Origin of the sequence: Mucilaginibacter sp. L3T2-6 (genome assembly GCF_030519355.1) — a bacterium.
Taxonomy (GTDB): domain Bacteria; phylum Bacteroidota; class Bacteroidia; order Sphingobacteriales; family Sphingobacteriaceae; genus Mucilaginibacter.
Genome location: NZ_JAUMKC010000001.1, coordinates 281,070 through 305,341, shown reverse-complemented (window position 1 = coordinate 305,341; position 24,272 = coordinate 281,070). Strand labels below are relative to the sequence as shown.

Sequence of the window (24,272 nt, the reverse complement as noted above, 5' to 3'; positions counted from 1 at the left end):
TATATTCTGAATAACCTTTATGACTGAACATATATCAAAATTTAAAAAGGCGGCCATTTTAAGTACATTATGCTTAGGCGTAACATTCTTTACTGCAAACGCCCAGGAAGTAATCAGCCTGCAGGAAGCGGTAAACCGCACTTTAGCCAACAACCTCACCATTAAACAGGCGCAGGTAACTGAAAAGCTGGCGTCGGAAGATTACATGGCAGCAAAGTACAACCAGTTACCCAGTTTAAATGCTAATGGTCAGGGTGGGTATTATTTTGGTAAAACGCAGGTGCTGGGCGCATTTGCCTATGCACAGTCAACCTTAAACATCAATGCCAATGCCCAGGCTCAGGTTACGCTTTTTCAGGGTGGGCAATTGCGTAACCAGATCGTGCAGAACAAATTAACACTCGATGCCGACAAAACCAACACCGCTAAAATTAAGAACGACCTGCTGTTAAACGTAGTGACGGACTACCTGACGATATTGACCGATCAGGATCTTGTGATTGCAGCGCAACAGCAGATTGATCTGGCTAAAATAACTCTGGATCGTGCGCAAAAGAATTTTGACCAGGGTAATGCTACATTGGCCGACCTGGCGCAGGCAAAATCGCAGGTTTCAACTGCCGAACTGAATTTAACAAATGCACAAAACCAGGTAGACCTTGCAATATTAGTGCTGAAGCAATATATGGAGATGGATCCTTCGACTCAGATTACTGTCGAAAAACCCGATATCAGCAAATTGACAGACGTGAAAACCGTATATGACGCTACCGAGGTAATTAAAACTGCATTTACAACTAATCCTGATATTAAGCTGGCAGAATTACAACAACAGGTTTATGCCCGGGCCGTCAGGGTAGCGAAAGGCGCTTATTACCCTACACTCGTAATGTTTGGCGGATTAGGGAGCAGCTATTCAAACCAGGCGCAAACTGTTACCGGCCAAACCATAAACGGCACCACGGTTATCGGTAAGGTTGAAGGCACAAACCAGAATGTGGTGGTTCCAAACGTTGTACAAACATTATCTCCGGTTTCATTCGGCAACCAGCTGAATAACAACTTTAACCAATCGATAGGTCTAAGCCTGCAGATACCGATTTTTAATCACTTTGCTGCGCGTACTGCGGTTACCAAAGCAAAATTGGCCTATCAGAATGCAGAGTTAAACACTCAGATTGCCAAAAACAATTTAAGCAAAACCATCATCCAGGCAACGCTTGATTTATCTGCCGCGGAGAAAAGTTACCAATCCGCCCTGCAGACCTTTAATTCAAACAAGGAAGCTTTAAATGTAACCAAGCAACGCTACGACGCTGGTTTTGTTAACACCCTTGATTATAACACAGCGCTTACCAATTTCAATAAATCACAAAACGATATGATTGAAGCACAATACCAGGTGATATTCCGCAGTAAGGTTATTGATTATTATTTAGGTAACCCGATAGCATTATAAGAAAAAGGTAAAGTCTGAAAAAATAAAACTAAATCGAAATCGAAATTCCGAAATATAAAAGAGCATCATGGGAAAAACTACAAAATATATTTTGATTGCATTAGTGTCGCTGGTTGTACTGATAATTATTTTAAACGCAACCGGGATAATTGGCAAGCCAAAGAAAACGCAGGTGGCGACCGAAAAAGCCACAGAACGCGATATTAATGAATCGGTATCAGCGAGTGGTAAAATTAAGCCGCACGTTGAGGTAAAAATCAGCCCGGAGGTTTCGGGTGAGATCGTTGAGCTGCCGGTAAAGGAAGGCGATGTGGTTAAAAAAGGCCAGTTGCTCTGCCGCATCCGCCCGGACATTTTGCAATCTGGTTATGATCGCACAGTAGCAGCATATAATACACAAAAAGCAAGCGTAGGCAATACAGCACAAATGCTTAAGCAGGCAGAAGCCACCTACGAGAACCAGGCTGCCATTTACAAACGCGACCAGGCGCTGTATGCCAATAAAGTACTGACCGCCGCCGAATTTGACGCTGCGAAAGCAAGTTATGAAGGTGCAAAAGCTGCATTGGAAGCCGCCAAACAAAATGTAATAGGCGCACAATACGGCCTGGCCCAGTCTCAGGCCTCGGTTAAAGAAGCACAGGATAATCTGGCCAAAACTACCATTTATGCACCTGTTGACGGCGTAATTTCAAAATTATCGATACAGATAGGTGAGCGTGTCCTTGGAACTCAGCAATTTGCAGGTACCGAGATCATGACCATATCAGACCTTAGCCAGCTGGACGTAAACGTGGATGTTAACGAAAACGATATAAACCGTATAAGACGCGGAGACACAGCAAAAATTGAGGTAGATGCTTTTTACGGTAAAACTTTTAGCGGCAGCGTAATTGAAATTGGCAGCGCCGCGAACGTAGTTGGGACAAACGCCGACCAGGTAACCAACTTTACGGTTAAAGTGAGGATTAACCCTGAATCGTACGCATCGTTATTGCGGAAGAACAACGCCAACCAGGTGCCTTTCCGCCCGGGATTGACTGCGACCGTAGATATTAATACTAATCATGCCCGTGCACTTTCGGTTCCTATTCAGTCTGTAACTACACGCATAACCAAAAAAGACAGCACAGGTGTTAAAAAAGATGAAGATAAATCAAAACCGGCAATTACTGAACCCGCAAAGGAATATGTATTTGTGTACAATGCCGGCAAAGTAAAACAGGTGCAGGTTACTACCGGGATACAAGACGATACTTATATACAAGTATTATCGGGCTTAAAGGCAGGAGATGAGGTTGTGTCCGCGCCATTTGCCACGATCTCTAAAGATCTGAAAGATAATATGGAAGTAGAAAAAGTAGATAAGAGCAAGCTGTTTACCCCGACGGGTAACCAGTAAGCAATGGCGGCTGATAATAAAAAACGGCCGGAATAAGCATATATTAACCTCTATTTCCTACTCACAATATTTAATTAGCTTTGTCCTGTCAATTAAACCTGGCAGGACTTTTTTTGTTGATATTGGTGGTGTGGTTTACTGCCAACTGCGTTTAATACTGCCAACTGACCGAACCCCTATGAATGAGAAGAGAACGATAGCCGTTATCGGCGGTGGCAGCTGGGCCACGGCCAACGTTAAAATACTGACCGACAACGATACAGAAAAAGAAATTTTTTGGTGGATGCGTAACGAAAGCGCAGTACAGCATATACAGCGGTATAAACACAACCCCAACTATATCAGCTCGGTTGAAATTGGCGTGCCTGCCCAAAACATCTCGACCGACCTGAAAAGCACCCTCTCTAAAGCTGACTTTGTGTTGCTTAATGTCCCCGCGGCGTTTTTGAAGGACGCTCTTGAAGGTATTACGCCAGCTGATTTTTTTGGAAAAAAAGTAATATCTGCTATTAAAGGTATCGTGCCGGATGAGAATCAAATAATCGGTGAATTTTTAAACCAGCATTACGGCATCCCTTTTGAAAATTTCATAGTAATAAGCGGCCCATGCCATGCAGAGGAGGTTGCCCTTGAAAAGCTATCCTATCTAACCATTGCCTCACGGGATCATGAGCTTGCCGCGGAGTTTGCCGGGATGTTCAGCACGCGTTATATTAAGACTATCGTGTCTGATGATATATACGGAACAGAGTATGGGGCTGTGTTAAAGAATATTTTTGCGATCGCCAGCGGTATTTGCCATGGTGTGGGTTATGGCGATAACTTCCAGGCCGTATTGATTGCTAACGCTATCCGTGAATTGAAGCGTTTTGTAGATGCAGTACATCCTATTAGCCGGGATATTATGGAATCAGCCTACCTGGGCGACCTGCTGGTTACCGCGTATTCTCAATTTAGCCGCAACCGTACGTTTGGTAATATGATAGGCAAAGGGTACACCGTTAAATCGGCACAATTGGAAATGAACATGGTTGCCGAAGGCTATTATGCAGTAAATTGCCTACACCAGGTAAACAAACAGTACAATGTAAATATGCCTATTTGCAATGCCGTTTATGCTATTTTATACGAAAAACGGCCTCCCGCACTGGAAATGAAACATTTGGCAGAACATTTGAGCTAGCATAAGTCCGGAAGAAGCCGAAATAAGCTTTTCGGAAAAATTATTAAGTTAACTCAATACTACCATGAAAAATTTAGTTAAGATAGCGCTGGTTGCCGGCGGCATTTTTACATTCACAGCCGGTAATGCCCAAACTCACAAGGATTCGACACTTGGCCATCAAATTGGCCATGCTGCTAAAAAAGTAGGTCATAAAACTGCGCAGGTGGCTGCAACAGGCGCTGCCGCCGTTACTGATAAAAAATATGATAATAAAAGAGGCCCGCATGGCGAAAGCATTTACATCGATAAACATTCGCGCTATTTTTACGTGAATAAAAAAGGCCACAGGGTTTATCTAAAAAAATCGCAATTGGTGGATAAATCAGAATCTTAAGAATTTGTATATTTAACAGTGCCGCAGGAACCAGCGGCACTGTTTTTATTACCATGAAAAAGTACGCACTATTAATCCTGATTCACGTTGCAGGTGCATTTGTATTACTATGGGTTGCCTGCACGTCAAGTCCGACTCAAAACAAGCTGGAAGGCGAGTGGAGGTCTAAAGACGGTAAAGTCACCCTTAAAATAACGCCAAAAAAAATCACCACCGATGACGGCGAGCCTATCACCGAAGATTATTTTACAAAAGGCGACACCGTTTTTACCTCATTCGAAGGCAATAAGCCTTACACCGTTTTTCTTATCCAAAAGCTGGACGACCACAACCTTAAGCTAATGGGGCCTGATTCGGTTGCAGTGGAGTATTCACGTTGATGTGCGGATTTCCGATTTGCAAATGCTTGCATGTATATTAAGCCCGTCGCGATCATTAAGCGATTTCTTCATCCGCACATTTGCACATCCGCACATCATAAAACGCAAAACCCTCAGTCCTTGCGACTAAGGGTTTGCAAACAAACTAACTAAACTAAACCTGTGCCCGAACCACCAGGCACGTTATGAAAAACTAAACTAAAATCTTCTCCGTCGTTCGCCATGTTCTTCGCGGCGTTTTCCGGAGAAATCGCGGAAACCGCCACCTGAGCCATCTCTTTCGGCGCCACCACGATTGTTTCGGAAACCATCACGGCGTTCGCCGCCGGTTCTGTCACCACGGTAACCGCCCTCACGGCGCTGGTAACCTCCATCGCGGCGTTCGCTAACACCTTCGCCTGCAATTTCAATCCGTACCGGGCGGCCTTTGAATTCGGCGCCGTTAAAACCTGCCGTGACCTTGTCGACATCAGCATGCGGTACTTCGAAAAATGAGTAAACGCCTTTAACGTCAATTTTACCTACTGACCGGCCGCTTATCTTCGATTGGTTGCAGATGTAACCCAGCAAATCGCCGCGGTTAAACTCGTCAACCGAACCAAGGTTGATAAACAGGCGTGTATATTCCGACTTCCCTCCGCTGCGCGGGTACGAAGAGCGGTCGCCATCGCGCTCAAAGCGGCGGCCTTCTTCTACCGGGGCATTCAGGTCAGGTGCATTTTTGTAATAATCAAGGAAGATGTTGAACTCGATAGAGGCAAAGCGCTTGATGAAGTCTTCCTTGCTCATGTCTTTAAACTCTTCCATTATACGTGGCAGGTACTGCTCAATCTGTTGCTCATTTACCTGCACATTATGGATTTTGTGTACGATAGAAAATAATTGTTTCTCGCATACGTCAAATCCTGTAGGTATATCAACCTTTGCAAATTTCTTGCCGATAACACGCTCTATCTGGCGGATTTTACCAAGTTCCTTGGCGTTGATGATAGAGATAGATACACCGGTTTTACCTGCGCGGGCTGTACGTCCGCTGCGGTGGGTGTAGTTCTCAATTTCATCAGGCAGGCTGTAGTTAATAACGTGTGTTACGTCGTTAACGTCGATACCACGGGCTGCAACGTCGGTAGCAATCAGCAACTGTAAGCTGCGCTCGCGGTAGCGTTTCATTACCTTATCGCGCTGCTGCTGTGAAAGGTCGCCATGCAGCGAATCGGCATTGTAGCCATCCTTAATTAAAGCCTCAGCGATATCCTGTGTTTCAATTTTGGTACGGCAAAATACGATACCGAAAATATCAGGGTTAAAATCGACAATACGCTTAAAGGCAGCATATTTGTCGCGGGCACGCACCACATAGTACTCGTGTTCTATATTTGCGTTACCGGTGTTTTTTGTACCCATGGTAAGCTCGTACGGATCGGTCATGTATTTCTTCGCGATCCTGCGAACTTCGGCGGGCATTGTGGCCGAAAACAGCCATGTTTTTTTCTCGTCGGGCGTAGTTGATAAGATATTGTCTATGTCTTCCTGGAAGCCCATGTTGAGCATCTCATCAGCCTCATCCAACACAACATATTTAACCCGCGAAAAATCGATCGCATTGCGGTTAATAATATCAAGCATACGGCCAGGGGTAGCAACAACAATTTGCACACCGCGTTTTATCTGGCGCAACTGGTCAGAAATACTTGCTCCGCCATAAACAGCAACAACATGTACGTTGCTCATTTTTTTGGAGTAGTTTTTAATGTCGTTCGTGATCTGTAAACAAAGTTCACGTGTAGGGCACAATACAAGTGCTTGCGGAAAGTTTTCTTCGAAGTCCAGCAGTTCTAATAGTGGTAGTCCGAAGGCAGCAGTTTTACCGGTCCCGGTTTGGGCTAATCCGACAAAATCGTTGCTGCCTGTTAACAATACCGGGATTGACTGCTCCTGGATTGGTGTAGGATTTTCAAATCCTAACTCGGTGATGGCATTAACAATATCATGACGGATTCCCAGATTAATAAATGGGTTCATGAATTTAAATAACGTATTTGGCTACATCGCCAAATCGGGCGCAAAGGTAGGGTTTATTATTTTATAAAACAATAGTATTTTTAAAATTTCATTTTAACTTAATTTAAAGCTTTGAAACGAGGTTTTAAGCAATGGGAATGTTAATTTTATAGAAACTTATTTATTCTGTAGCGATGAAACTAAAACTTACTTTTCTGCTGCTGGCATTTATGCAAATTGCCTCTGCGCAAAATCCGCAAAAGGATATGGATACCACCCGCTATGGCCGTAATCAGGCCGTTGGGAAATATGCTGATATCCGCGGATTTAAAATGTATTACGAAGTTTATGGCAAGGGCGAGCCGCTGCTTATTATCCATGGCAATGGCGGCTCTATCAATAATTTCGTTTACCAGATACCGTACTTCGCTAAAAACTACCAGGTGATTATTGCTGATAGCCGGGCGCAGGGCAAATCTGTGGATCATAAAGACTCATTAAGTTATGAAATGATGGCCGATGACCTGAATGCGCTTCTGGACAGGCTGAACATTAAACAGGCCAACGTAATTGGCTGGAGCGACGGAGGTATTAATGGCCTGCTCCTGGCTATTCATCATCCGGACAAGGTAAAGAAACTTGCAGTAACCGGTGCTAACCTTTGGCCCGATACCAGCGCCGTGGATCCGTTTGTTTACGATATGGTTTTGAAACAAAACAAAGTGGCGGCCGATACCATCAAAAAGATAAAGAATTTAACGCCGGAAATGAAAGACCAGGTAAAGCTGTTGCATTTGCTCAGTTATGAGCCGCACATCAAACTTGAGGATGTAAGCAAAATAACTTGCCCAACCCTCGTTATAGGCGGCGACCATGATGTTATCCGCCCCAAGCACACTATGTTGATTGCAGACCATATACCGAATTCCTATTTATGGATATTACCCAACTCGGGTCATTCAACACCGCTTTTTTACAAAGATCTGTTTAACCAGGTGGTCGGCGATTTCTTTGCTAAGCCGTTTAGAAAGATTGAGAAGTACGGGAGGTTTAATTAGCCCCGCATTATCTCAACCTATCCGCGGATTTGATCAGCTTTTCGTCAGCTTTGATCCCGCGGATAGCCAGTAATACCAGCAGCATAGCAATAGAAGAAAGAAACAGACCTATGCCCCAGTTATGTGTATCGATCTGTACGTTCCCCATCACGGCTTTTGCTGCGCGCGACAGCCAGAAACTATAGCCTACAATAACCAGCAACATGCTATAACATAGTGCTATCTGCTGTTTACGGTTTTTATAAAGAAAGATTATAATCAAGGGAATGATCCCGATAATGGCCGTTGCGATGCTTATGCCCATAAAAAACTGGGTGTGGACAGGCTGCCCGTTTACATCCTGGTAAACGCCGGTAACCATTAGCGTAAGCGGCTTACCGTCTGCATAAAAATTGTGCACCAGGGGAAAAAGAAACAGGGCAAATATAGCCAGGGATGCTAAAAGCAGGTAAATGCTTTGTACTCGTTGTAACATGGTCGTAATTTATAGGGCAAATATATAATTGTTTTACCTAATAGTTTATTGCTGCTCCTGTGCAATAAATGTTGTAATTTTAAAAATCAATTACATTGCCGATTCAATTACCATGAGTGAGCCCCTGCCATCATCACAGCCCAAGGACGTACATATCGACGACCGGCTGCTAAAACGTACCTTTCTTGAGCATCTGAATTACATTTATTACAGTAAGCAGCATCTGATAGAATTCTTCTCTGAAGTTAAAAGCCTGGCTTCTCTGAATGTTTTAAAGCACGCTATTGAGGAAGCGATAGAGGATACAGAAAGCCAGATAGGCCAAATAGAGGACATTTACAAGATGATTAGTGAAAGTCCGTCAAAAACCAATACGCTTAGCATCAAGGCCCTGAGTTTAGAAGCCTACCTGGCCGTGATCCGGGGCGGCAAAACCCCGCTTGAACGCGATGTGTTTATCCTTTTTTACCTGCAGCAAATTGAAGGCATCGAGATAACGTATTTTAAGGTATTGAAAAATCTGGCTAAAGCCATAGGCTACAACCATTCATTTATCGAACAGCCTTTTGACATTGCCGTTGAAAATAAGCTGCTGTTTGAGACGATCTATAAAGAGTATATAAGTTAAAAATGTTGTAGTAGTTGTTCGGCACTACTGCAACTTTTGCAACTTTTGCAACTGCTACAACTAATACAACTTCATCACTACCTTTGCCGCGTGGCTAAACAACGGTATTTTATTGAACTTGCCTACGATGGCGCTAACTATCATGGCTGGCAGATTCAGCCGAATGCAGTTACTGTACAGGAGGTTTTGAATAAGGCGCTTGCTACTGTTTTGCGGCAGCCTGTCGAAACCGTAGGCTGCGGGCGTACAGATACCGGAGTACATGCACGTGAGTTTTTTGCTCATTTTGATTTTGTGACTATCGATGGCAGACCGTGGTCCATAAATGAAACCGGGAACATATTAAGGAGCCTGAATTCTGTTTTACCCAAAGACATCGGCATAAAAAATATTTTTCCGGTAGGGGCTGACGCACACGCGCGGTTTGATGCAACTCTGCGTAGTTACGAATACCATATTCATTTTAATAAAGACCCGTTTAAAGCGGGCTACTCATGGGAACTGCGCTATCAACCTGGTGTGGAGCTGATGAACCAGGCCGCTGCCATCATTATGCAATACACTGATTTTAGTTGCTTTAGTAAATCAAACACACAGGTAAAGACCAATAATTGCAAAATATTCAAAGCTGAATGGATACAGGGGGAGAACAGCCTGACGTTTCAAATTTCTGCTGACCGTTTTTTACGCAACATGGTGCGGGCTATTGTCGGTACTTTGCTAATGGTAGGGCGGAAGGAAATTACACCGGATGAGGTTCGCACCATTATTGAAAGTAAAAACCGCAGCAATGCCGGGACATCTGTGCCTGCATGCGGTTTATATCTGACCGAAGTAAAATATTAGCCCCCTGCCCTCCTAAAGGGGGACAAAAAGTGAAAGTTTTAAAATTATACGATACCTTTGAATTTAGGTGAGCAACGATAAAAATACAAGTTCTAAAGTTCCCCCTTCCGGGGGCGTTACCGGTAAAGCGCTCGATTGGAAATTGCTGGGGCGAGTTATGCATTACGTTAAGCCCTACAAAGTTACGTTTGTTATTGCTGCTTTCCTGACCATCTTTTTAGCCGCCAATGCGCTGTTGCAGCCAATTCTCATTCAAAAAACGTTGGATAATTATATTTTGAAAGATAATTACAACGGCCTGGTATTTATGGTGGGGCTAATGGTGTTACAACTGGTGATACAAACTGTAGCACAATATTACCAAACCTATTTAACTAACTCGCTGGGGCAGTCGGTAATCCGCGATTTACGAAAAGATATTTTTAACCATATTACCAGCCTGCGATTGAAATATTTCGACCGTACGCCTATCGGAATGCTGATAACCCGTACCGTGTCTGATTTGGAAACCATTGCCGATATTTTTTCTGAAGGGTTGATTTCTATTATGGGCGATTTACTGTTGGTATTTGCCGTAATTGGTTATATGCTTTACCAGGATTGGAAGCTGGCGCTGATTACACTGATACCGATGCCGTTCCTCCTGATGTCGACCTATGTGTTTAAGGAAGCGATAAAATCATCTTTCCAGGAGGTGCGGACGCAGGTAGCCCATCTGAATACTTTTTTAGCCGAACATATCTCGGGCATGAGCGTTATCCAGATTTTCGCACGCGAAGACCAGGAGATGCGCAAATTCAAAGCCGTAAACTCCAAATACCGCGATGCCAATATCCGCTCCAACTGGTATTACTCTATTTTCTTTCCGGTGGTAGAGATCTTGTTTGCTATATGTATAGGCCTGTTGGTTTGGTACGGGTGTAAGCGGATACTGTCAGACAAAGAACTGTTGAACATTACCGCAGACCATAAAGGAATTACGCCAGGCGTTATTACCGGCTTCATCGTATTGCTGAACATGCTTTTCAGGCCCATACGCCAATTGGCTGATAAATTCAATACCCTTCAAATGGGCATGGTAGGCGCGGACAGAATATTTAAAGTTTTGGATACCGATGAAGTTGCCCCCAACGACGGCAAACTACGTCCGGCTGATTTACGTGGCGAAATTGAGTTTAAAGATGTTTGGTTTGCTTACAACGACGAGAATTGGGTTTTAAAGAATATTAACTTCAAACTGGAGCCAGGCAAAACCCTCGCGCTGGTTGGCGCAACCGGCGCAGGTAAATCATCAACCATAAACATCCTGAACCGTTTTTATGAAATTGCCAAAGGTTCGGTAACTGTAGACGGCCACGACATCAGGGAATATGATGTAAGTTACCTGCGTTCACACATTGCGACCGTAATACAGGACGTGTTTTTGTTTTCGGACACCATTGCCAATAATATCAGCCTGAACAATACAGAAATAACCCGTGAGCAAATCATCGCGGCAGCAAAGGATGTGGGTGCGCATGAATTTATTGAGCGCCTGCCGGGAGGCTATGATTATAACGTAATGGAGCGCGGTTCAACGCTGTCAGCGGGTCAGGCGCAATTGATCTCCTTTATCAGGGCGTTGGTTTACGATCCCACTATCCTTGTACTGGATGAAGCAACATCGTCTGTAGATACCGAAACAGAAATACTCATACAGAACGCCATCGGAAAATTAATGCAGGGGCGAACAGCCATTGTAATAGCGCACCGGCTGTCAACCATACAAAACGCTGATAAAATAATCGTGCTCGATCATGGTGAGATAAAAGAAACAGGCACCCACCAGGAACTTTTGCGGATTGAAGACGGCTATTACCGCAAGCTGTATGATTTGCAGTTTAACTCGGCAGGAATTGTAAAGTCATAACTCTTATCTAATTTTTCGCCATCGCAGCTATTGCCTGCAAAAACCAGGCAGCGTGCGGTATCCATTGTTCGGTCCAGCGCCATTCGTTGCCATTGTCTTCGGTTTTAAAGTCGATACCGCTGCCATCGCCGTTTTCTTTTTTGCCGGTAATGCCATTGGATATTCCGCCTTTTTCGGAACCATGCCCAAAGTTAGAGTGCATATATGGCACGTTGGTTTTACCAAACCCATACATAAAACACATGGAATAAGGGTTACAACCCAATATCCATGATACCTGCTGTGAGGCAAAAACAGCCAGTGAATCTTTTACGCCCCAGTTGCCTTTGGCCGGATAAACCAGCCTGCCGCCAACCAGCGCCGCAGTGGATAATGAGGCAAGACGGGCGTCTTCACCCTGCCACCACCAGCCTGTCTCGTTATCATGCGGGATAAAAAAGCCATCCTGTACCTTCCCTTTGTATAAAAACGATTGCCGTGCATACCCGAACGGATTACTGACCTTATTGGTTACGCTAAGATTGTAATCGAGGGCCTTTTTGATCGTAGCGAGAGCGGCGGCGCGTAAAGATTTATCCTTTTCCCTGGTTAGGTAACGTGATAAGGCCACTACCGGCAGCCCTGCGTCCGATGCATGCCAGTAAGGACGGTCAGCATTGTTGCTAATAAAGTAGCCTTCGGGTGACATTCGTTTGTTGAGGTTTTGAGCGCGTTTACGGGCTTCATTACGGTAAAGTGGCTGGTTCGTGGCTATCCAGAGTTCGGTAGCGGCCATAAGAGCGCAGTAATCGTCGATAATATTTTCTTTGCCGTCGTCATCATATTTGATGTTGTATTTCAGCAAATGAGCGAATGCGCGTTTGGCCGCATCAAGGTATTGTTTGGAGGTATATTCGCCATGTTTTTTCCAGCGCGATATGCGGGCCAGGGCAGCAATAGCCATTCCGCCGCCTTCGCGAAACGCTGCCTGGTATTCATCGGTCGTAACGCTGTTAGCTCTTAATCCTACAATACGCCGTGCGTGCGGGTCCTTGTTAAAATAGCTAAAGATGATCATATAAAAATAGTTATCCTTTGAGAGGGCCCGCATCATATAATCCGCCCCATACAAAGCTTCATCATCCAGTTTATTCTTCAGCTTCCATTTGTTAAGTAGTTGGGGAATGCCCTCTGAGGCACTTTCCATCGACCAGACGACCAGCGGTGTTTGCTGAGGCGACATAAAATTGGCATAGGCCAAATGCGAAAAATATTTGCTTACGTCTCCCGACGCATCGCACCACCCGCCGTGTATATCGACCGTTTTATCGCCGCCGCCCTGTAATTTCATATGAGTATCAGCTTCAATTTCCTGCGGTGTATTGGCGCGTTGTTTATTATAATAATGGATGATGGATGAAAGGGTGAGTTTGGCCAGCGCATCTTCCTCAATGATAAAAGGAAATGAAGATGCGGTTTTGCCATCAATGGTAACTTTGATAACATATTTACCGGCTCTTTTAAACGCAGAAAAATCTGCCTGGTAATAGCTTTTGCCAGGCGTCCAGTCGTCTATCGTTGCTGGTCCGCTTAACACTCCCGTAAATTCTGATTTGTTTGTCGTCGTATTTATAAGGTTAAAAACAGTTTTGCGGATAAGTGGCTTATCAGCGCTGACCACTGCTATTTTGGGTTCCCTGCTATCAAACCCCACCTGGTTGGCATAAATGGTAGTTTGGGCAAAACCGGTGAGCGACAAAATACATACAGCAACAAAAAGCAATACAACGCGAAGGTTCATAGTCGGTAAAATTGATGCTGAAAGATAAGGTGTATTCGCCGAAAAGCATTCGAATACGTTAAAGGTAGTGGAAATGTAGAACCGGGGATTAAGCGGATTTTAGTTAACGGGGGCGAATTCAGATTCTGCAAACTTAGTGAGGTTGTAAAAATTCTTCGCTGTCGCTCCTTTAGACTTGCATAATTAATAATTTAGCTGAATAGATTGATAAGAAGCAGAGTAAACTATGCATCTCCAGAAGGCAAAATAAATGCCCCTGCATGGGCTCAAATTACTGTGCTATCTTGGCATTCACTATCCCAATAACCTCTTTTTCAAGAGCAATAGCTTTATTTTCAATTTCACTGCCATCAGCCAAAATTTTCTCCACAAAGGCTCTATCCTTATATCCCGAGGCATTGATCTTCACATTCATAAATGCGCCAATTACCGCACTACGGACACACAAGGCTGCTACCCCGGCATCGGTAACCGAATTGGGGTTTCCGGTTTCTGCCATGGCTTTGATAACTGTAAGGCTGTCGCAGGCGGTTTGCATCATCTTAAATGGCACTTCGATAGCACAGCGGGTAGCGTCCTGTATGGCCTTGTTCCGGGCTGCTTTTTCTTCGTCGTTGGATTTGGGTAAGCCAAAGCCTTCCATAATTTTATTAAAGGCAGCGGTGTCTTCGTCAACCAGCTTTACCAGCTCATCTTTATAGCGTTGGCCTTTTTCTGCCCAGTCGCTGAATTCCTTCCAGCGGCCATCCCATCCCTTTTTGTGGGATGACAGGTTAGCCACCATGGTTGCTAACGACGCGCCCAAAGCACCCATATAGGCCGAGATGGAACCCCCTCCCGGCGCAGGGCTTTCGCTTGCTGTTTCGTCGGCAAAATCCATCAGCGTCATCGAAGCGAGTTTAGACGAAGCCTTATCTTTTAAAAGGTATTCGATAATTCTTTCCTCCGGCACAAATGGCGATAGCTCCGATAAGCCCATCGATTTGATGGCAATCTTAACCAGCTCTTTTTCGCTCACCCCCACCGACCGTTGTTGCTTCAGCAAAAAATATTTACCTGCATCAAGCATTGCTTTTAACGGAACAAGGCCGACCAATTCGCTGCCGGTAACACGCATGCCCCGTTCTGCCGCTTTTTTGCAGACCTCATCAAAAGCCACATGCAGTGGGGTAATTTCTATATTTGTGAGGTTCATCGAGATTTGTGCAATACCGTATTCTTCAATGTACCAGCCAATAGCCTTTACCGACTTTAACGACCCGGGAATGGATTTCGGCTTGCCATTTTCATCGGTGATGATCTTACCGTTTATGGGATCGCCCTCACGCATTACGCGACCAGCCTCCCGCACATCAAAGGCAATGGAATTCGCCCTGCGGGTTGATGTTGTATTTAAATTTACATTGTAGGCTATCAGGAAGTCACGGGCGCCGATAACCGTACCGCCGCGTCTGGCGTCAAATTCCTGCGGACCGAAATCGGGTTTCCATTCAGGCAGCTTTATCTTCTTAAAAAAACCTTCATATTCTCCGGCTCTTATCACCGAAAGATTACTGCGTTTTTTATCTGTTTGTGCATATTCATACAAATAAGCCGGGATACCCAGATCCTCCCCAACCCGCTTTGCTAACCTTTTTGCGTATTCAGCAGTTTCTTCCATACTGATATTCGCTATTGGTATCAGCGGACAAACATCTGTAGCGCCCATGCGGGGGTGTTCGCCCTTATGTTTGCTCATATCTATCAGCTCACCGGCCTTTTTTATCGCCAGGAATGCTGCGTCGATAACCGGCGCAGGTTCGCCCACAAAAGTTACTACAGTACGGTTAGTCGCCTTGCCAGGGTCAACGTTTAACAGCCGCACGCCTTCAACGGATTCTACTTCATCAGTGATCTGTTTAATGATATCAAGGTTTACCCCTTCGGAGAAATTAGGAACGCATTCGATTAGCTGCATAGCGACTGGAGATTAGAGGTCAGAGATTTGTTTTATATAATAAGTAAATTCTAATAAAAATCAATGCATTATCACAGGTTTTAGCTTTCCTTGCTGGTATAATATTTCCCGGTAGTCATTAACCGGGTAAACCTGTACATCAGCCCGCATGCCTTGCGCAAGCATTCCGCGGTCGGTTAAGTTTAGTGCTTTTGCTGCACGATGGGTTAATCCCGCCAAGACTTCAGCAGTATTCAGTTTTTCGGCGGCGCTTATTACGGCGGCCTGCATCAGCAGATCTCCCATAGGAGCAGACCCGGGGTTCCAATCGCTGGCAATGGCGAGGCAAGCACCAGCGTCGAGTAATTTACGTGCCGGAGCATATTGCATACCTAAACCGAGCGACGCGCCAGGCAAAGCTACTGCCACGGTATTAGAATTGGCCAGTAATTTTATTTCGTTATTACCGCTGGCTTCCAAATGATCGGCCGATACAGCGCCGGCCGATACAGCAACCGCACTTCCGCCGGCAGTAAACTGATCTGCATGAATGGTCAAATCAAAGCCCATTTGTTTAGCTTTATTCAGGTAGATAGTTGCATTATCCCCGTTGAAAGCGCTTTCTTCTATAAATATGTCCACCCGTTTTGCCAGCTCTTCTTTTTTAATGACCGGCAGCAGTTCGTTTAAAATATATTCAAGGTATTCGGGTTGACTACCGTTAAAATCTTTTGGCACTATATGGGCAGCCAGGCAAGTTGCAACAATACTCGCTTTTGTTTGATTTGATGCAGCTTTGATAACCCGCAATTGTTTTAGCTCCTGTTCAACAGATAATCCATAGCCACTTTTTACCTCGATGGTGGTAACGCCTTCTGATAAATGTCGCTCTATGCGTTTTAACAACAAGTGTGTTAACGTTTCCTCATCAGCCGCACGGGTTTGTGTTACCGAATCCCAGATACCGCCGCCTGCTTTAGCAATTTCCAGGTATGTTTTGCCCTGTATGCGCATAGCGTAATCTTTAGCCCTGCTGCCTGCAAAACAGATGTGGGTATGGCAATCAACAAAGCCTGGTAGCAACACGTTATCGCCTTCTGTTTCTTTTATATCGGCTGCGTGAAACTCTTTTCGTAATTGCTCAAAATCTCCGACAGCCACGATTAATCCGTTTTCGACTAACAGGCCACCGTTTGTAATTATCTGCAATTGCTCATCCTTCAGCGCGCCTTTTAAGGGCATACCGGTTAAGGGGAGTATTTGGGTAAAGGGGCCTATTAGCTGCATTTATTATTATTCATTAATAAAGTTCTGTCATTGACAAATTTATTTATTTACCAAATCTTCAAATCAAACTTATCCGCCCACTCCTGCGCTTTATCGTAACCCGCATCGGCATGGCGGAATATTCCCATTGCAGGGTCATTGTACAATACCCGTTTCAGACAGGTATCTGCACGTTCCGTGCCGTCGGCAAGCACCACCATGCCCGCGTGCTGCGAATAACCCATGCCTACTCCTCCGCCGTGGTGGAATGATACCCATGTAGCGCCGCCCGCTGTGTTCGCCATCAGGTTAAGCAACGGCCAGTCAGACACCGCATCAGAGCCATCTTTCATGGCCTCGGTTTCGCGGTTTGGTGAAGCAACCGAGCCACAATCCAAATGGTCGCGGCCGATGACTATCGGGCCTTTTACTTTGCCGGTTCTTACCAATTCGTTAAACAGAAGACCTGCTTTTTCCCTGTCACCCATGCCCAGCCAGCAAATGCGTGCCGGTAATCCCTGGAACGAAATTTTCTGTTGCGCGTTGGTCAGCCATTTTGCCAGCGGTTTGTCTTCGGGGAACAGCTCCATCAGGGCACGGTCCGTCGTAAAAATATCTTCCGGGTCGCCTGATAAAGCTACCCATCTGAAAGGCCCTTTACCCTCGCAAAACAAGGGTCGAATATAAGCCGGCGTAAACCCGGGAAAATTAAATGCATTTTGTTCACCGCCCTGTCGTGCAAACTCACGCAGGTTATTACCATAGTCAAATGTGATAGCGCCGCGTTCCTGCAATTGCAGCATCAGGCCTACATGCCTGGCCATGCTTTTGAGCGACAGCATTTTATATTTCACCGGGTCTGATTTTCGTAACAATACTGCCTCCGGCAGCGATAAGCCGTTTGGAACATAACCATTCAACGGGTCATGCGCAGAGGTTTGATCCGTTAGCAGGTGAGGGATTATATCATCCTGCAATAATTTTTCCAACATGTCGCCTGCGTCGCTCACCAAACCCACTGAGAGCGTTTCGCCTTTTGCCATGGCGTCTTTAACCCAGGCAATGGCCTCATCATAGTCGTGTGTTATTTTGTCGATGTATTGAGAGTTGATGCGTTTCTGGATACGCGATTCATCAACATCCGCACCTAAGAATACCCCGCCTGCCATGGTTGCCGCAAGCGGCTGAGCACCACCCATACCGCCTAAGCCTGCGCTTACTATCAGTTTGCCGCTTAAATCATTATTAAAATGCTGTCGGCCCGCCTCTGCAAATGTTTCATAGGTACCCTGTAATATGCCCTGCGTACCGATATATATCCAGCTTCCCGCCGTCATTTGGCCATACATCATCAAGCCTTTCGAGCGCAATTCATTAAAATGTTCCCAATTAGCCCAGGCAGGTACCAGGTTACTGTTCGCAATTAAAACACGAGGCGCCTCGGGATGGCTTCTGATGATTCCCACAGGCTTTCCTGATTGCACCAATAACGAATGGTGTTCATCGAGTTCAAGCAATAGCTCAATTATCTTGCGCAGCGATTCCGGGTTACGGGCTGCCTGGCCGATACCTCCGTAAACTACCAGCTCATCCGGGTTTTCGGCAACCTGTCCGTCGAGGTTATTGAGCAGCATACGGAGAGGGGCCTCGGTTTGCCAGCTTTTGGCGTGCAGCTGCGTGCCCCGCGGCGCCTTGTACACCGGGTGGCTCGCGTAGGTTTTAATAAATTCCGAACTCGTCATCGTTAAAGTCTATTTGGTTTGCAATTGCTGTATGGTTGATTATATTCAATAACTCACCACTAATAATTAAGCGGTGAATGGCATTTATGTCATCGGCAAAAATACGGTCGTCATCAATATGCGGAACATTTTGTCGTACCAAAGCATGGCATGCTTCCACTATTGGTGTAGATTTTAGCGGTCTTCTGAAATCTATCGCCTGTGCAGCATAAAGTAACTCTATGGCCTGGATATATTCCAAATTATCAATTACCCGGTGCAGCTTGCGGCCACTGATGGAACCCATCGATACATGGTCTTCCTGGCCAAGCGAGGTTGGCACGCTATCTGCGCTGGCCGGAAAGCAAAGTGTCTTGTTTTCGGTAACCAGTGCTGCCGTGGTGTATTGTGGTATCATAAGGCCGGAATTTAAACCGGCATTGGCGGTGAGCAGCTTTGGGAGTCCGTAACGTCCTTCACTCATCAGGTAGCACCGGCGGTCGGCTATGTTGCCGATCTCAGCGGCTGCGATAGCAGCATAATCCAATACCATCGCTAATGGCTGGCCATGGAAGTTCCCCCCGCTGATGGTGTCATCTGCATTGAAAACTATTGGGTTATCGGTAACCGAGTTGAGTTCTACCTCGGTCAGTTCCTTTAAATGAAGCCAGGCGTTGCGTGAAGCACCATGCACCTGTGGCATACAGCGCAGCGAATAAGGATCCTGCACGCGGTCACAGTTTACATGCGAGTTGCATATTTCTGAATCTTCCAGCAGGGCATGTAAACGTTTTGCAACCAGTTTTGTGCCTTTATAAGGCCGCAATTGATGTAATCTTTCATCGAACGGCCGCATCGAACCCATCATGCCTTCAAGCGACATTGCCCCTATAACATCTGCACGGTTCAGTGCATCGTCCAACCGTTGTACTGCCTTTACAGCAAAAGCCAGGATAAATTGCGTGCCGTTTATCAGCGCCAGCCCTTCTTTTGGGCCAAGTGTCAAAGGCTGTAAGTTATGCGTTGCCAGCACTTTTGCAGTGGGTACGCGTTCGCCTTTGTCAAAAACTTCGCCAAATCCAATCAGCGGTAAAAACAAATGGGCGAGCGGCGCTAAATCGCCCGACGCGCCAACCGACCCTTTTTCAGGGACTACCGGGATAACTTCATTATCGATATGCCAGATGATGCGTTCCAGTGTGGTTAAGGCAATTCCTGAAAATCCCTGCGCCAAAGCATGAACCTTGGTAACCAGCATCAGCTTGGCAATCTCCGCCGGAATAGGATTACCAACGCCTACGCTATGGCTTTTTAAAAGGTTTGATTGCAGAAGCGAAGTGTCATCTTCAGAAACGCGTGTATCACACAATGGCCCGAAACCCGTGTTAATACCATACACGGCGTGATGCCCATGTGCTATCTTTTGAACCTCGCGCCATGAGTTTTGTATTTTCGCCGCAGCCACACTATCTATCACGCCCCTGGTTTTCCTGGCGGCAATGTCGAGGCAAGTACCGATATCAAGATGGCTGCTGCCATAATTAAATATATCATTCATCGGCTTCGGCTTTTATTTCTACGTTTAACCTATCGCTTATTTTATCAGCCAGGCTGATGTTCTTAAACGCTTTTTCAAGTGCGCATATGCCTGGTATTAATTGCTTGCAGGCAGGTTCATCATTCACCATGTCATCCATAGCCACTAATATCGCATCCCACACGGGCATAATCTGCGCCAGCAAAGCACGGCCATTACCAGTAAGCTGCACCAATTGCCTTCGACCGTCATCAGCACAAGTCGCGCTGGTAACCAGTCCCCTGTTTTTTAAATTAGTAATCAGCTGGCTCGCTGCCGGGTGAGACACCTCGGTTTGCTCGCTCAATTCTTTTATCGAAAGCGATTCATTCTTCGACAATAAATAAAATACCGGAAACCAGCTGGCATCAAAATCGATACCCTCATTCTGGTAAGTACGGTTGATTTCTGCCAGGAAACTCTCACTGAGTCGGCGTAAACGGCTGGCCAATGCAAGGTATCCAACGCTTTGATATAAATTCATGGTGCAATTTATATAAGTGCTTATATAATTGCAAATATTTGTTTTGTTGTAATTATTGGAGTGGTTGCAAATATTGGAATGGTTAACCCAGGTTTAGTCGTTTGTTCTTTTATTTTTCAGCCAATACCAACCAAGATTACCGGCGATAATAAAGTGATTGAACACTGTTGGGAAAAGGCCGTAATAACGTTTCATAATATTAAAGCGCTCCTTCAGGCTTTGACGATGGCGGGCCTTAGACATGCCGCCGGTCAAATATTTAGCAACATAACCTTCAACCTTAACAATCGTTTTTGCCTTTTTGGCTGCTCGCAATATCCAATCGATGTCGGCGCTGAGCTGGTAACGGCGGTCGTATAATTCAGTTAGCGTACGGCGGATATAGATGGCCTGGTGGCTTACGCTCATTCCATATTTAAAACTGCGCCAGGTAAATTTTTCGGGGATTTTATGCCTCCGGCGGCCCAAACTTTGGCGGGCATCGTTTACCATCTCGGTCTCGCCGTAATAGATATCGGCATCTGGAGCGGTATCAAATACTTTTTCAACGGTTGTTGATTCGAAAAATTCATCGCCGGAATTCATGAAGATGACGTAATCCCCGGTGGCAAGCTTAAGGCCTTTATTCATTGCGTCATAGATACCTTCGTCCTTTTCGCTTACAAGTTGTGCGATGTGATCTTTATAGCGTTCGATGATTTGCAGCGTGCCATCTGTCGATTTACCGTCGATGACGATATACTCGATATTGTTATAAGTTTGATTGATGGTGGACTTTATGGTGCGCTCAATGTCCTTTACGTTGTTGTAAACTACAGTAATTACCGAGAGGGTTGGGTGGGATTTAGTCATCACGTGCGATTTAAATCAAACCAAAAAAATTGTCATTGCGAGGAGGAATGACGACGCAATCCCTTTGCTGCGCAGATCAACCAGGCACATTCGCGGGTTAGGGCGACGAGGTTGCTTCGTTCCTCGCGATGACAGGGAATATTTGTAATTCAACCTCATTTCTTCAATATCGATTGATAAACCGCGATATATTTTTCGGCCACACGTTCGTTACTGAAGTTATTCAACACCTTGTTGCGTGCGTTGGCGGCAAGTTTGGGTTTATTAGTTACAGCGGTGAGCACATAGTGCATCCCGGTGGCAAAATCGGCAGCAGATTTGTATTCGGCCAGGTAGCCGTTTTTCAGGTGGTCAACCATGTCCGGGATACCGCCTGTATTAAAAGCTACCACCGGCGTTGCACAGGCCAGCGCTTCCATTACAGTATTTGGCAAATTGTCCTCTATCGCCGGGGAAACAAAAACATCTGCAAGGCTATAAAGGGTGGCCAGCTCTTCCTGCGAGGTGATGATGCCGGCCTCATGCACTGTAAACGGGAACAGCCCTGTATCGAACGCCTTATTTTTGCCAAATATCACTATCTCCACATCGCGCACGTCGGTATACTTATTTCTCAGGATATCTAATGCTTCAACCAGATACGAGATACCTTTACGCCTGTCCATAATATTGGCAGCGCCAAAAAGTATCACTTTTGCGTTGGGGCTGATGCCGAGCTTCTCCCGGGTAGCGGTATTATCTTTTGGTGAAAATATCTCTGTATCTATCGGATTGGGGATGGTTTCAATGCGAAAGCCTTTTAGCAAAGTGCTTGTACGGGCAACATTGGCCAGCCAATGGCTGCAGGTTACGAAGACTACATTCTTTGCTGCTTTCAGCATATACTTTTTGCGCATCAGTCCGCGGAACGATAAATCCTCATCATATGGTTTCCGCAGCATCCAGCAATTACCGCATTCATTCAAAAAATGGTCGCAATCACCAGAATAATGGCATCCGCCGGTGAAAGCCCACATATCATGCAGGGTCCACACCACAGGCTTATTGAGCTGGAAAAGCTGCTTTAAGTTTTTAATGGATAAAAAGCCGGAATTAGTCCAGTGGAGATGCAGCACATCGGCATATAAAATATCGGTTTGCTGTGTAATATCCGTCCCTGCATCGGCAGCGGAAAATGCAAACCTTACCGATTTATCCTTCGCCCTGAACCAAATAAACGGGAGCCGCTCATACAAAAAATTGAATTTAACCTTTAGTCCGCTCCAAAAATCGTACACGATACTTTCGACAAGGGGCTCTTTAGTTTTCTTTTCCTGAACCCGCATCGAGGCATCAATCTGCTTTAGTTCAAGCGCCTTCAGCAGGCGCATGCAGGCGGCCGGCGCACCGCCACCGGCGTCAGACGTGTTTATTAAGGTTACCTTCATCAAGCGGCGCTAATTATCACGGCAATTATAACAATTCTAAAATGAAAACTTTACTTTTGAGGTTGCAGAGGATAACACAATTAAAAGTAAACCCGCTGACCAACTAACAGAGAACCGATAAATGAACGTATTTGCTTATTTATTCCAGGACTGGCGGGCCAACAGGCAAAATTTTAAGGCGCAGTCGGTTTTGTTTGCGTTCAGGCTGGTGATGGTTTTTAACCGGTATATGGTCACCAAAATCATCTTCTTTCCTTACTTTATGCTTTACCGTTTCTGGGTGGAGTGGATATTAGGCATTGAGCTGCCGCGCAAAACAACGGTTGGCAAAGGGCTATCACTATACCACGGCCAGGCGCTGGTAGTAAACAAAGGCACTGTCATCGGCGAGAATTGTGTATTGCGTAACAGTACCACCATCGGCCACAAAAAACTGGCTGACGGCACTTTTACCAGATGCCCGCGTATCGGAAATAACGTAGATATCGGAGCTAATGTTTGTATCATTGGCGATATAACGATAGGCGATAATGTGATTATTGGCGCCGGCTCGGTGGTGGTAAAGAATGTGCCATCGGATTGCGTAGTTGTGGGGAATCCGGCGAGGGTGTTAGAAAAAAACAAGCAAGACATAGTGTCTCCTGCAGCGTCAACAGAAGAAATAAACTGATAGCGATGAGTTTGAACTCGTCGCTATGAAGAAAATATTAATGGAACAAAATTTAACCGACCGCTCTTTTTGGAAGGCCTTTTGGGAATCAAGAAAAGGGCTGATCTTTTTTATTAAACGAAACTACGTTTTCGGCGATATCCTGTCAAAGCTGATTGCTGAAAAGAATGTAAAAAACGCCATTGAACTTGGGGGCTTTCCTGGGTATTATGCCACTTATCTTAAAAAGTACGAAAATCTTGATACCACCCTTTTTGATTATTACATTCACCACGACCTGATAAATCAACTGCTCGAAAGAAACGGGTTAAAACCCGGAGATATCAATATCATCGAAGCCGATCTGTTTAATTACACGCCCGAAAAGCTGTATGATATGGTACTGTCTTTCGGGTTAATTGAGCATTTTAATGACACCAAAGCTATTATTGACACCCACCTGCATTTCTTAAAACCGGGCGGCGTGTTGTTTATCACCCTGCCAAACTTTAAAAGTGTTAACGGCTGGGTACAGCGCAACTTTGACAAGGAAAATTACGACAAACACAACATCAACAGCATGGATTTAACCCTGCTGAAAGATTGTTGCCGGCAGCTTGGCCTGAAGGAAATCGAGGCTTATTACCACGGCAGGTTTACCGTTTGGCTCGAAAACAAATCAGAACAGAGCGGCATAGCAAAGGCTATTACCAAAGCCATTTGGGTAGTGGGTAAGGTATTCACGAAGATAGTTCCGGTAGAGAGTAAGGCATTGTCGCCATATATAGTGGTAAAGGCGGTCAAATAGTTCGTATTTGCATATTGTGAGCAGCGACTCACCTTGTTTTAAATCCTGTAAAGTAG

At 45.3% G+C, this 24,272-nt stretch carries 21 protein-coding genes; 11 read left to right on the top strand and 10 right to left on the bottom strand.

What is annotated here, in order from left to right:
• Positions 1-19: 19 nt before the first annotated feature.
• The 5 genes from Q3W13_RS01415 (at position 20) to Q3W13_RS01395 (ending at position 4,800) form a co-directional block, all read left to right on the top strand.
• Positions 20-1,459: a TolC family protein gene (locus Q3W13_RS01415; protein ID WP_302860744.1), complete on the top strand. Its 1,440-nt coding sequence runs from the start codon at positions 20-22 to the stop codon at positions 1,457-1,459.
• A 67-nt stretch (positions 1,460-1,526) separates the two neighbouring features.
• Positions 1,527-2,861, top strand: a complete 1,335-nt coding sequence (locus tag Q3W13_RS01410; RefSeq protein WP_302860743.1) for an efflux RND transporter periplasmic adaptor subunit — start codon at positions 1,527-1,529, stop codon at positions 2,859-2,861.
• 178 nt (positions 2,862-3,039) lie between these two features.
• A complete protein-coding gene (locus Q3W13_RS01405; protein WP_302860741.1) occupies positions 3,040-4,044 on the top strand; it encodes an NAD(P)H-dependent glycerol-3-phosphate dehydrogenase in 1,005 nt (334 codons plus the stop codon).
• A gap of 64 nt (positions 4,045-4,108) precedes the next feature.
• Positions 4,109-4,420 (top strand): hypothetical protein, encoded by a 312-nt coding sequence (locus tag Q3W13_RS01400; RefSeq protein WP_302860739.1) that lies wholly within the window; start codon positions 4,109-4,111, stop codon positions 4,418-4,420.
• Positions 4,421-4,473: 53 nt separating this feature from the next.
• Positions 4,474-4,800 (top strand): hypothetical protein, encoded by a 327-nt coding sequence (locus Q3W13_RS01395; protein ID WP_302860738.1) that lies wholly within the window; start codon positions 4,474-4,476, stop codon positions 4,798-4,800.
• Between the two features lie 198 nt (positions 4,801-4,998).
• Here the strand turns inward: Q3W13_RS01395 and Q3W13_RS01390 are convergent, their stop codons facing one another.
• Positions 4,999-6,822 (bottom strand): DEAD/DEAH box helicase, encoded by a 1,824-nt coding sequence (locus Q3W13_RS01390; RefSeq protein ID WP_302860736.1) that lies wholly within the window; start codon positions 6,820-6,822, stop codon positions 4,999-5,001.
• A 173-nt stretch (positions 6,823-6,995) separates the two neighbouring features.
• Here Q3W13_RS01390 and Q3W13_RS01385 point away from each other — a divergent pair, with 173 nt between their 5' ends.
• Positions 6,996-7,859: an alpha/beta fold hydrolase gene (locus Q3W13_RS01385; RefSeq protein WP_302860734.1), complete on the top strand. Its 864-nt coding sequence runs from the start codon at positions 6,996-6,998 to the stop codon at positions 7,857-7,859.
• A 7-nt stretch (positions 7,860-7,866) separates the two neighbouring features.
• Here Q3W13_RS01385 and Q3W13_RS01380 read toward each other — a convergent pair whose 3' ends face one another.
• The gene (locus tag Q3W13_RS01380) at positions 7,867-8,334 is read right to left on the bottom strand and encodes a DUF4293 domain-containing protein (RefSeq protein WP_302860733.1); all 468 of its coding nucleotides are present in this window, start codon (positions 8,332-8,334) and stop codon (positions 7,867-7,869) included.
• Between the two features lie 112 nt (positions 8,335-8,446).
• On the opposite strand from Q3W13_RS01380, the gene Q3W13_RS01375 reads away from it, so the two are divergent.
• From Q3W13_RS01375 to Q3W13_RS01365, 3 genes are all read left to right on the top strand, one after another.
• Positions 8,447-8,962 (top strand): DUF892 family protein, encoded by a 516-nt coding sequence (locus Q3W13_RS01375; protein WP_302860732.1) that lies wholly within the window; start codon positions 8,447-8,449, stop codon positions 8,960-8,962.
• 90 nt (positions 8,963-9,052) lie between these two features.
• Entirely contained in the window at positions 9,053-9,808 is a 756-nt protein-coding gene (truA, locus tag Q3W13_RS01370; protein WP_302860730.1) for a tRNA pseudouridine(38-40) synthase TruA, read from the top strand.
• A gap of 157 nt (positions 9,809-9,965) precedes the next feature.
• Positions 9,966-11,717 carry an ABC transporter ATP-binding protein gene (locus tag Q3W13_RS01365; RefSeq protein ID WP_302861025.1) on the top strand — a complete coding sequence of 584 codons (1,752 nt, stop codon included), beginning with the start codon at positions 9,966-9,968 and terminating at the stop codon, positions 11,715-11,717.
• A 7-nt stretch (positions 11,718-11,724) separates the two neighbouring features.
• Here the strand turns inward: Q3W13_RS01365 and Q3W13_RS01360 are convergent, their stop codons facing one another.
• From Q3W13_RS01360 to Q3W13_RS01325, 8 genes are all read right to left on the bottom strand, one after another.
• Positions 11,725-13,497 carry a glycoside hydrolase family 9 protein gene (locus Q3W13_RS01360; protein WP_302860729.1) on the bottom strand — a complete coding sequence of 591 codons (1,773 nt, stop codon included), beginning with the start codon at positions 13,495-13,497 and terminating at the stop codon, positions 11,725-11,727.
• Between the two features lie 271 nt (positions 13,498-13,768).
• Entirely contained in the window at positions 13,769-15,454 is a 1,686-nt protein-coding gene (gene ftcD, locus Q3W13_RS01355; RefSeq protein WP_302860728.1) for a glutamate formimidoyltransferase, read from the bottom strand.
• Between the two features lie 60 nt (positions 15,455-15,514).
• The gene (gene hutI, locus Q3W13_RS01350) at positions 15,515-16,720 is read right to left on the bottom strand and encodes an imidazolonepropionase (protein WP_302860726.1); all 1,206 of its coding nucleotides are present in this window, start codon (positions 16,718-16,720) and stop codon (positions 15,515-15,517) included.
• Between the two features lie 47 nt (positions 16,721-16,767).
• Positions 16,768-18,441 carry a urocanate hydratase gene (gene hutU / locus Q3W13_RS01345; RefSeq protein WP_302860724.1) on the bottom strand — a complete coding sequence of 558 codons (1,674 nt, stop codon included), beginning with the start codon at positions 18,439-18,441 and terminating at the stop codon, positions 16,768-16,770.
• Positions 18,419-19,978 carry a histidine ammonia-lyase gene (gene hutH, locus Q3W13_RS01340; protein ID WP_302860722.1) on the bottom strand — a complete coding sequence of 520 codons (1,560 nt, stop codon included), beginning with the start codon at positions 19,976-19,978 and terminating at the stop codon, positions 18,419-18,421. The genes hutU and hutH overlap by 23 nt, the downstream gene beginning before the upstream one ends.
• Complete coding sequence (locus tag Q3W13_RS01335; protein ID WP_302860721.1) at positions 19,971-20,480, bottom strand: MarR family winged helix-turn-helix transcriptional regulator; 510 nt, start codon at positions 20,478-20,480, stop codon at positions 19,971-19,973. The genes hutH and Q3W13_RS01335 overlap by 8 nt, the downstream gene beginning before the upstream one ends.
• 93 nt (positions 20,481-20,573) lie before the next feature.
• Entirely contained in the window at positions 20,574-21,332 is a 759-nt protein-coding gene (locus Q3W13_RS01330) for a glycosyltransferase family 2 protein (protein ID WP_302860720.1), read from the bottom strand.
• Positions 21,333-21,487: 155 nt separating this feature from the next.
• Entirely contained in the window at positions 21,488-22,759 is a 1,272-nt protein-coding gene (locus Q3W13_RS01325; RefSeq protein ID WP_302860718.1) for a glycosyltransferase family 4 protein, read from the bottom strand.
• A gap of 121 nt (positions 22,760-22,880) precedes the next feature.
• Here Q3W13_RS01325 and Q3W13_RS01320 point away from each other — a divergent pair, with 121 nt between their 5' ends.
• Together Q3W13_RS01320 and Q3W13_RS01315 are read left to right on the top strand one after the other, a co-directional pair.
• Positions 22,881-23,429 carry a serine acetyltransferase gene (locus Q3W13_RS01320; protein WP_302860716.1) on the top strand — a complete coding sequence of 183 codons (549 nt, stop codon included), beginning with the start codon at positions 22,881-22,883 and terminating at the stop codon, positions 23,427-23,429.
• 25 nt (positions 23,430-23,454) lie between these two features.
• Complete coding sequence (locus Q3W13_RS01315) at positions 23,455-24,216, top strand: bifunctional 2-polyprenyl-6-hydroxyphenol methylase/3-demethylubiquinol 3-O-methyltransferase UbiG (protein ID WP_302860715.1); 762 nt, start codon at positions 23,455-23,457, stop codon at positions 24,214-24,216.
• The last annotated feature ends 56 nt before the right edge of the window (positions 24,217-24,272 follow it).

What these genes read in the sequence shown, in the direction of transcription:
- hutI (WP_302860726.1), bottom strand. Translation starts at nt 16,720, where the DNA reads ATGCAGCTAATAGGCCCCTTTACCCAAATACTCCCCTTAACCGGTATG.
- hutU (WP_302860724.1), bottom strand. Translation starts at nt 18,441, where the DNA reads ATGACGAGTTCGGAATTTATTAAAACCTACGCGAGCCACCCGGTGTAC.
- Q3W13_RS01395 (WP_302860738.1), top strand. Translation starts at nt 4,474, where the DNA reads ATGAAAAAGTACGCACTATTAATCCTGATTCACGTTGCAGGTGCATTT.
- Q3W13_RS01380 (WP_302860733.1), bottom strand. Translation starts at nt 8,334, where the DNA reads ATGTTACAACGAGTACAAAGCATTTACCTGCTTTTAGCATCCCTGGCT.
- Q3W13_RS01385 (WP_302860734.1), top strand. Translation starts at nt 6,996, where the DNA reads ATGAAACTAAAACTTACTTTTCTGCTGCTGGCATTTATGCAAATTGCC.
- Q3W13_RS01360 (WP_302860729.1), bottom strand. Translation starts at nt 13,497, where the DNA reads ATGAACCTTCGCGTTGTATTGCTTTTTGTTGCTGTATGTATTTTGTCG.
- Q3W13_RS01410 (WP_302860743.1), top strand. Translation starts at nt 1,527, where the DNA reads ATGGGAAAAACTACAAAATATATTTTGATTGCATTAGTGTCGCTGGTT.
- Q3W13_RS01335 (WP_302860721.1), bottom strand. Translation starts at nt 20,480, where the DNA reads ATGAATTTATATCAAAGCGTTGGATACCTTGCATTGGCCAGCCGTTTA.
- Q3W13_RS01415 (WP_302860744.1), top strand. Translation starts at nt 20, where the DNA reads ATGACTGAACATATATCAAAATTTAAAAAGGCGGCCATTTTAAGTACA.
- Q3W13_RS01315 (WP_302860715.1), top strand. Translation starts at nt 23,455, where the DNA reads ATGAAGAAAATATTAATGGAACAAAATTTAACCGACCGCTCTTTTTGG.
- Q3W13_RS01375 (WP_302860732.1), top strand. Translation starts at nt 8,447, where the DNA reads ATGAGTGAGCCCCTGCCATCATCACAGCCCAAGGACGTACATATCGAC.
- Q3W13_RS01405 (WP_302860741.1), top strand. Translation starts at nt 3,040, where the DNA reads ATGAATGAGAAGAGAACGATAGCCGTTATCGGCGGTGGCAGCTGGGCC.
- Q3W13_RS01365 (WP_302861025.1), top strand. Translation starts at nt 9,966, where the DNA reads ATGCATTACGTTAAGCCCTACAAAGTTACGTTTGTTATTGCTGCTTTC.
- hutH (WP_302860722.1), bottom strand. Translation starts at nt 19,978, where the DNA reads ATGAATGATATATTTAATTATGGCAGCAGCCATCTTGATATCGGTACT.
- ftcD (WP_302860728.1), bottom strand. Translation starts at nt 15,454, where the DNA reads ATGCAGCTAATCGAATGCGTTCCTAATTTCTCCGAAGGGGTAAACCTT.
- Q3W13_RS01330 (WP_302860720.1), bottom strand. Translation starts at nt 21,332, where the DNA reads ATGACTAAATCCCACCCAACCCTCTCGGTAATTACTGTAGTTTACAAC.
- Q3W13_RS01325 (WP_302860718.1), bottom strand. Translation starts at nt 22,759, where the DNA reads ATGAAGGTAACCTTAATAAACACGTCTGACGCCGGTGGCGGTGCGCCG.
- Q3W13_RS01320 (WP_302860716.1), top strand. Translation starts at nt 22,881, where the DNA reads ATGAACGTATTTGCTTATTTATTCCAGGACTGGCGGGCCAACAGGCAA.
- Q3W13_RS01390 (WP_302860736.1), bottom strand. Translation starts at nt 6,822, where the DNA reads ATGAACCCATTTATTAATCTGGGAATCCGTCATGATATTGTTAATGCC.
- Q3W13_RS01400 (WP_302860739.1), top strand. Translation starts at nt 4,109, where the DNA reads ATGAAAAATTTAGTTAAGATAGCGCTGGTTGCCGGCGGCATTTTTACA.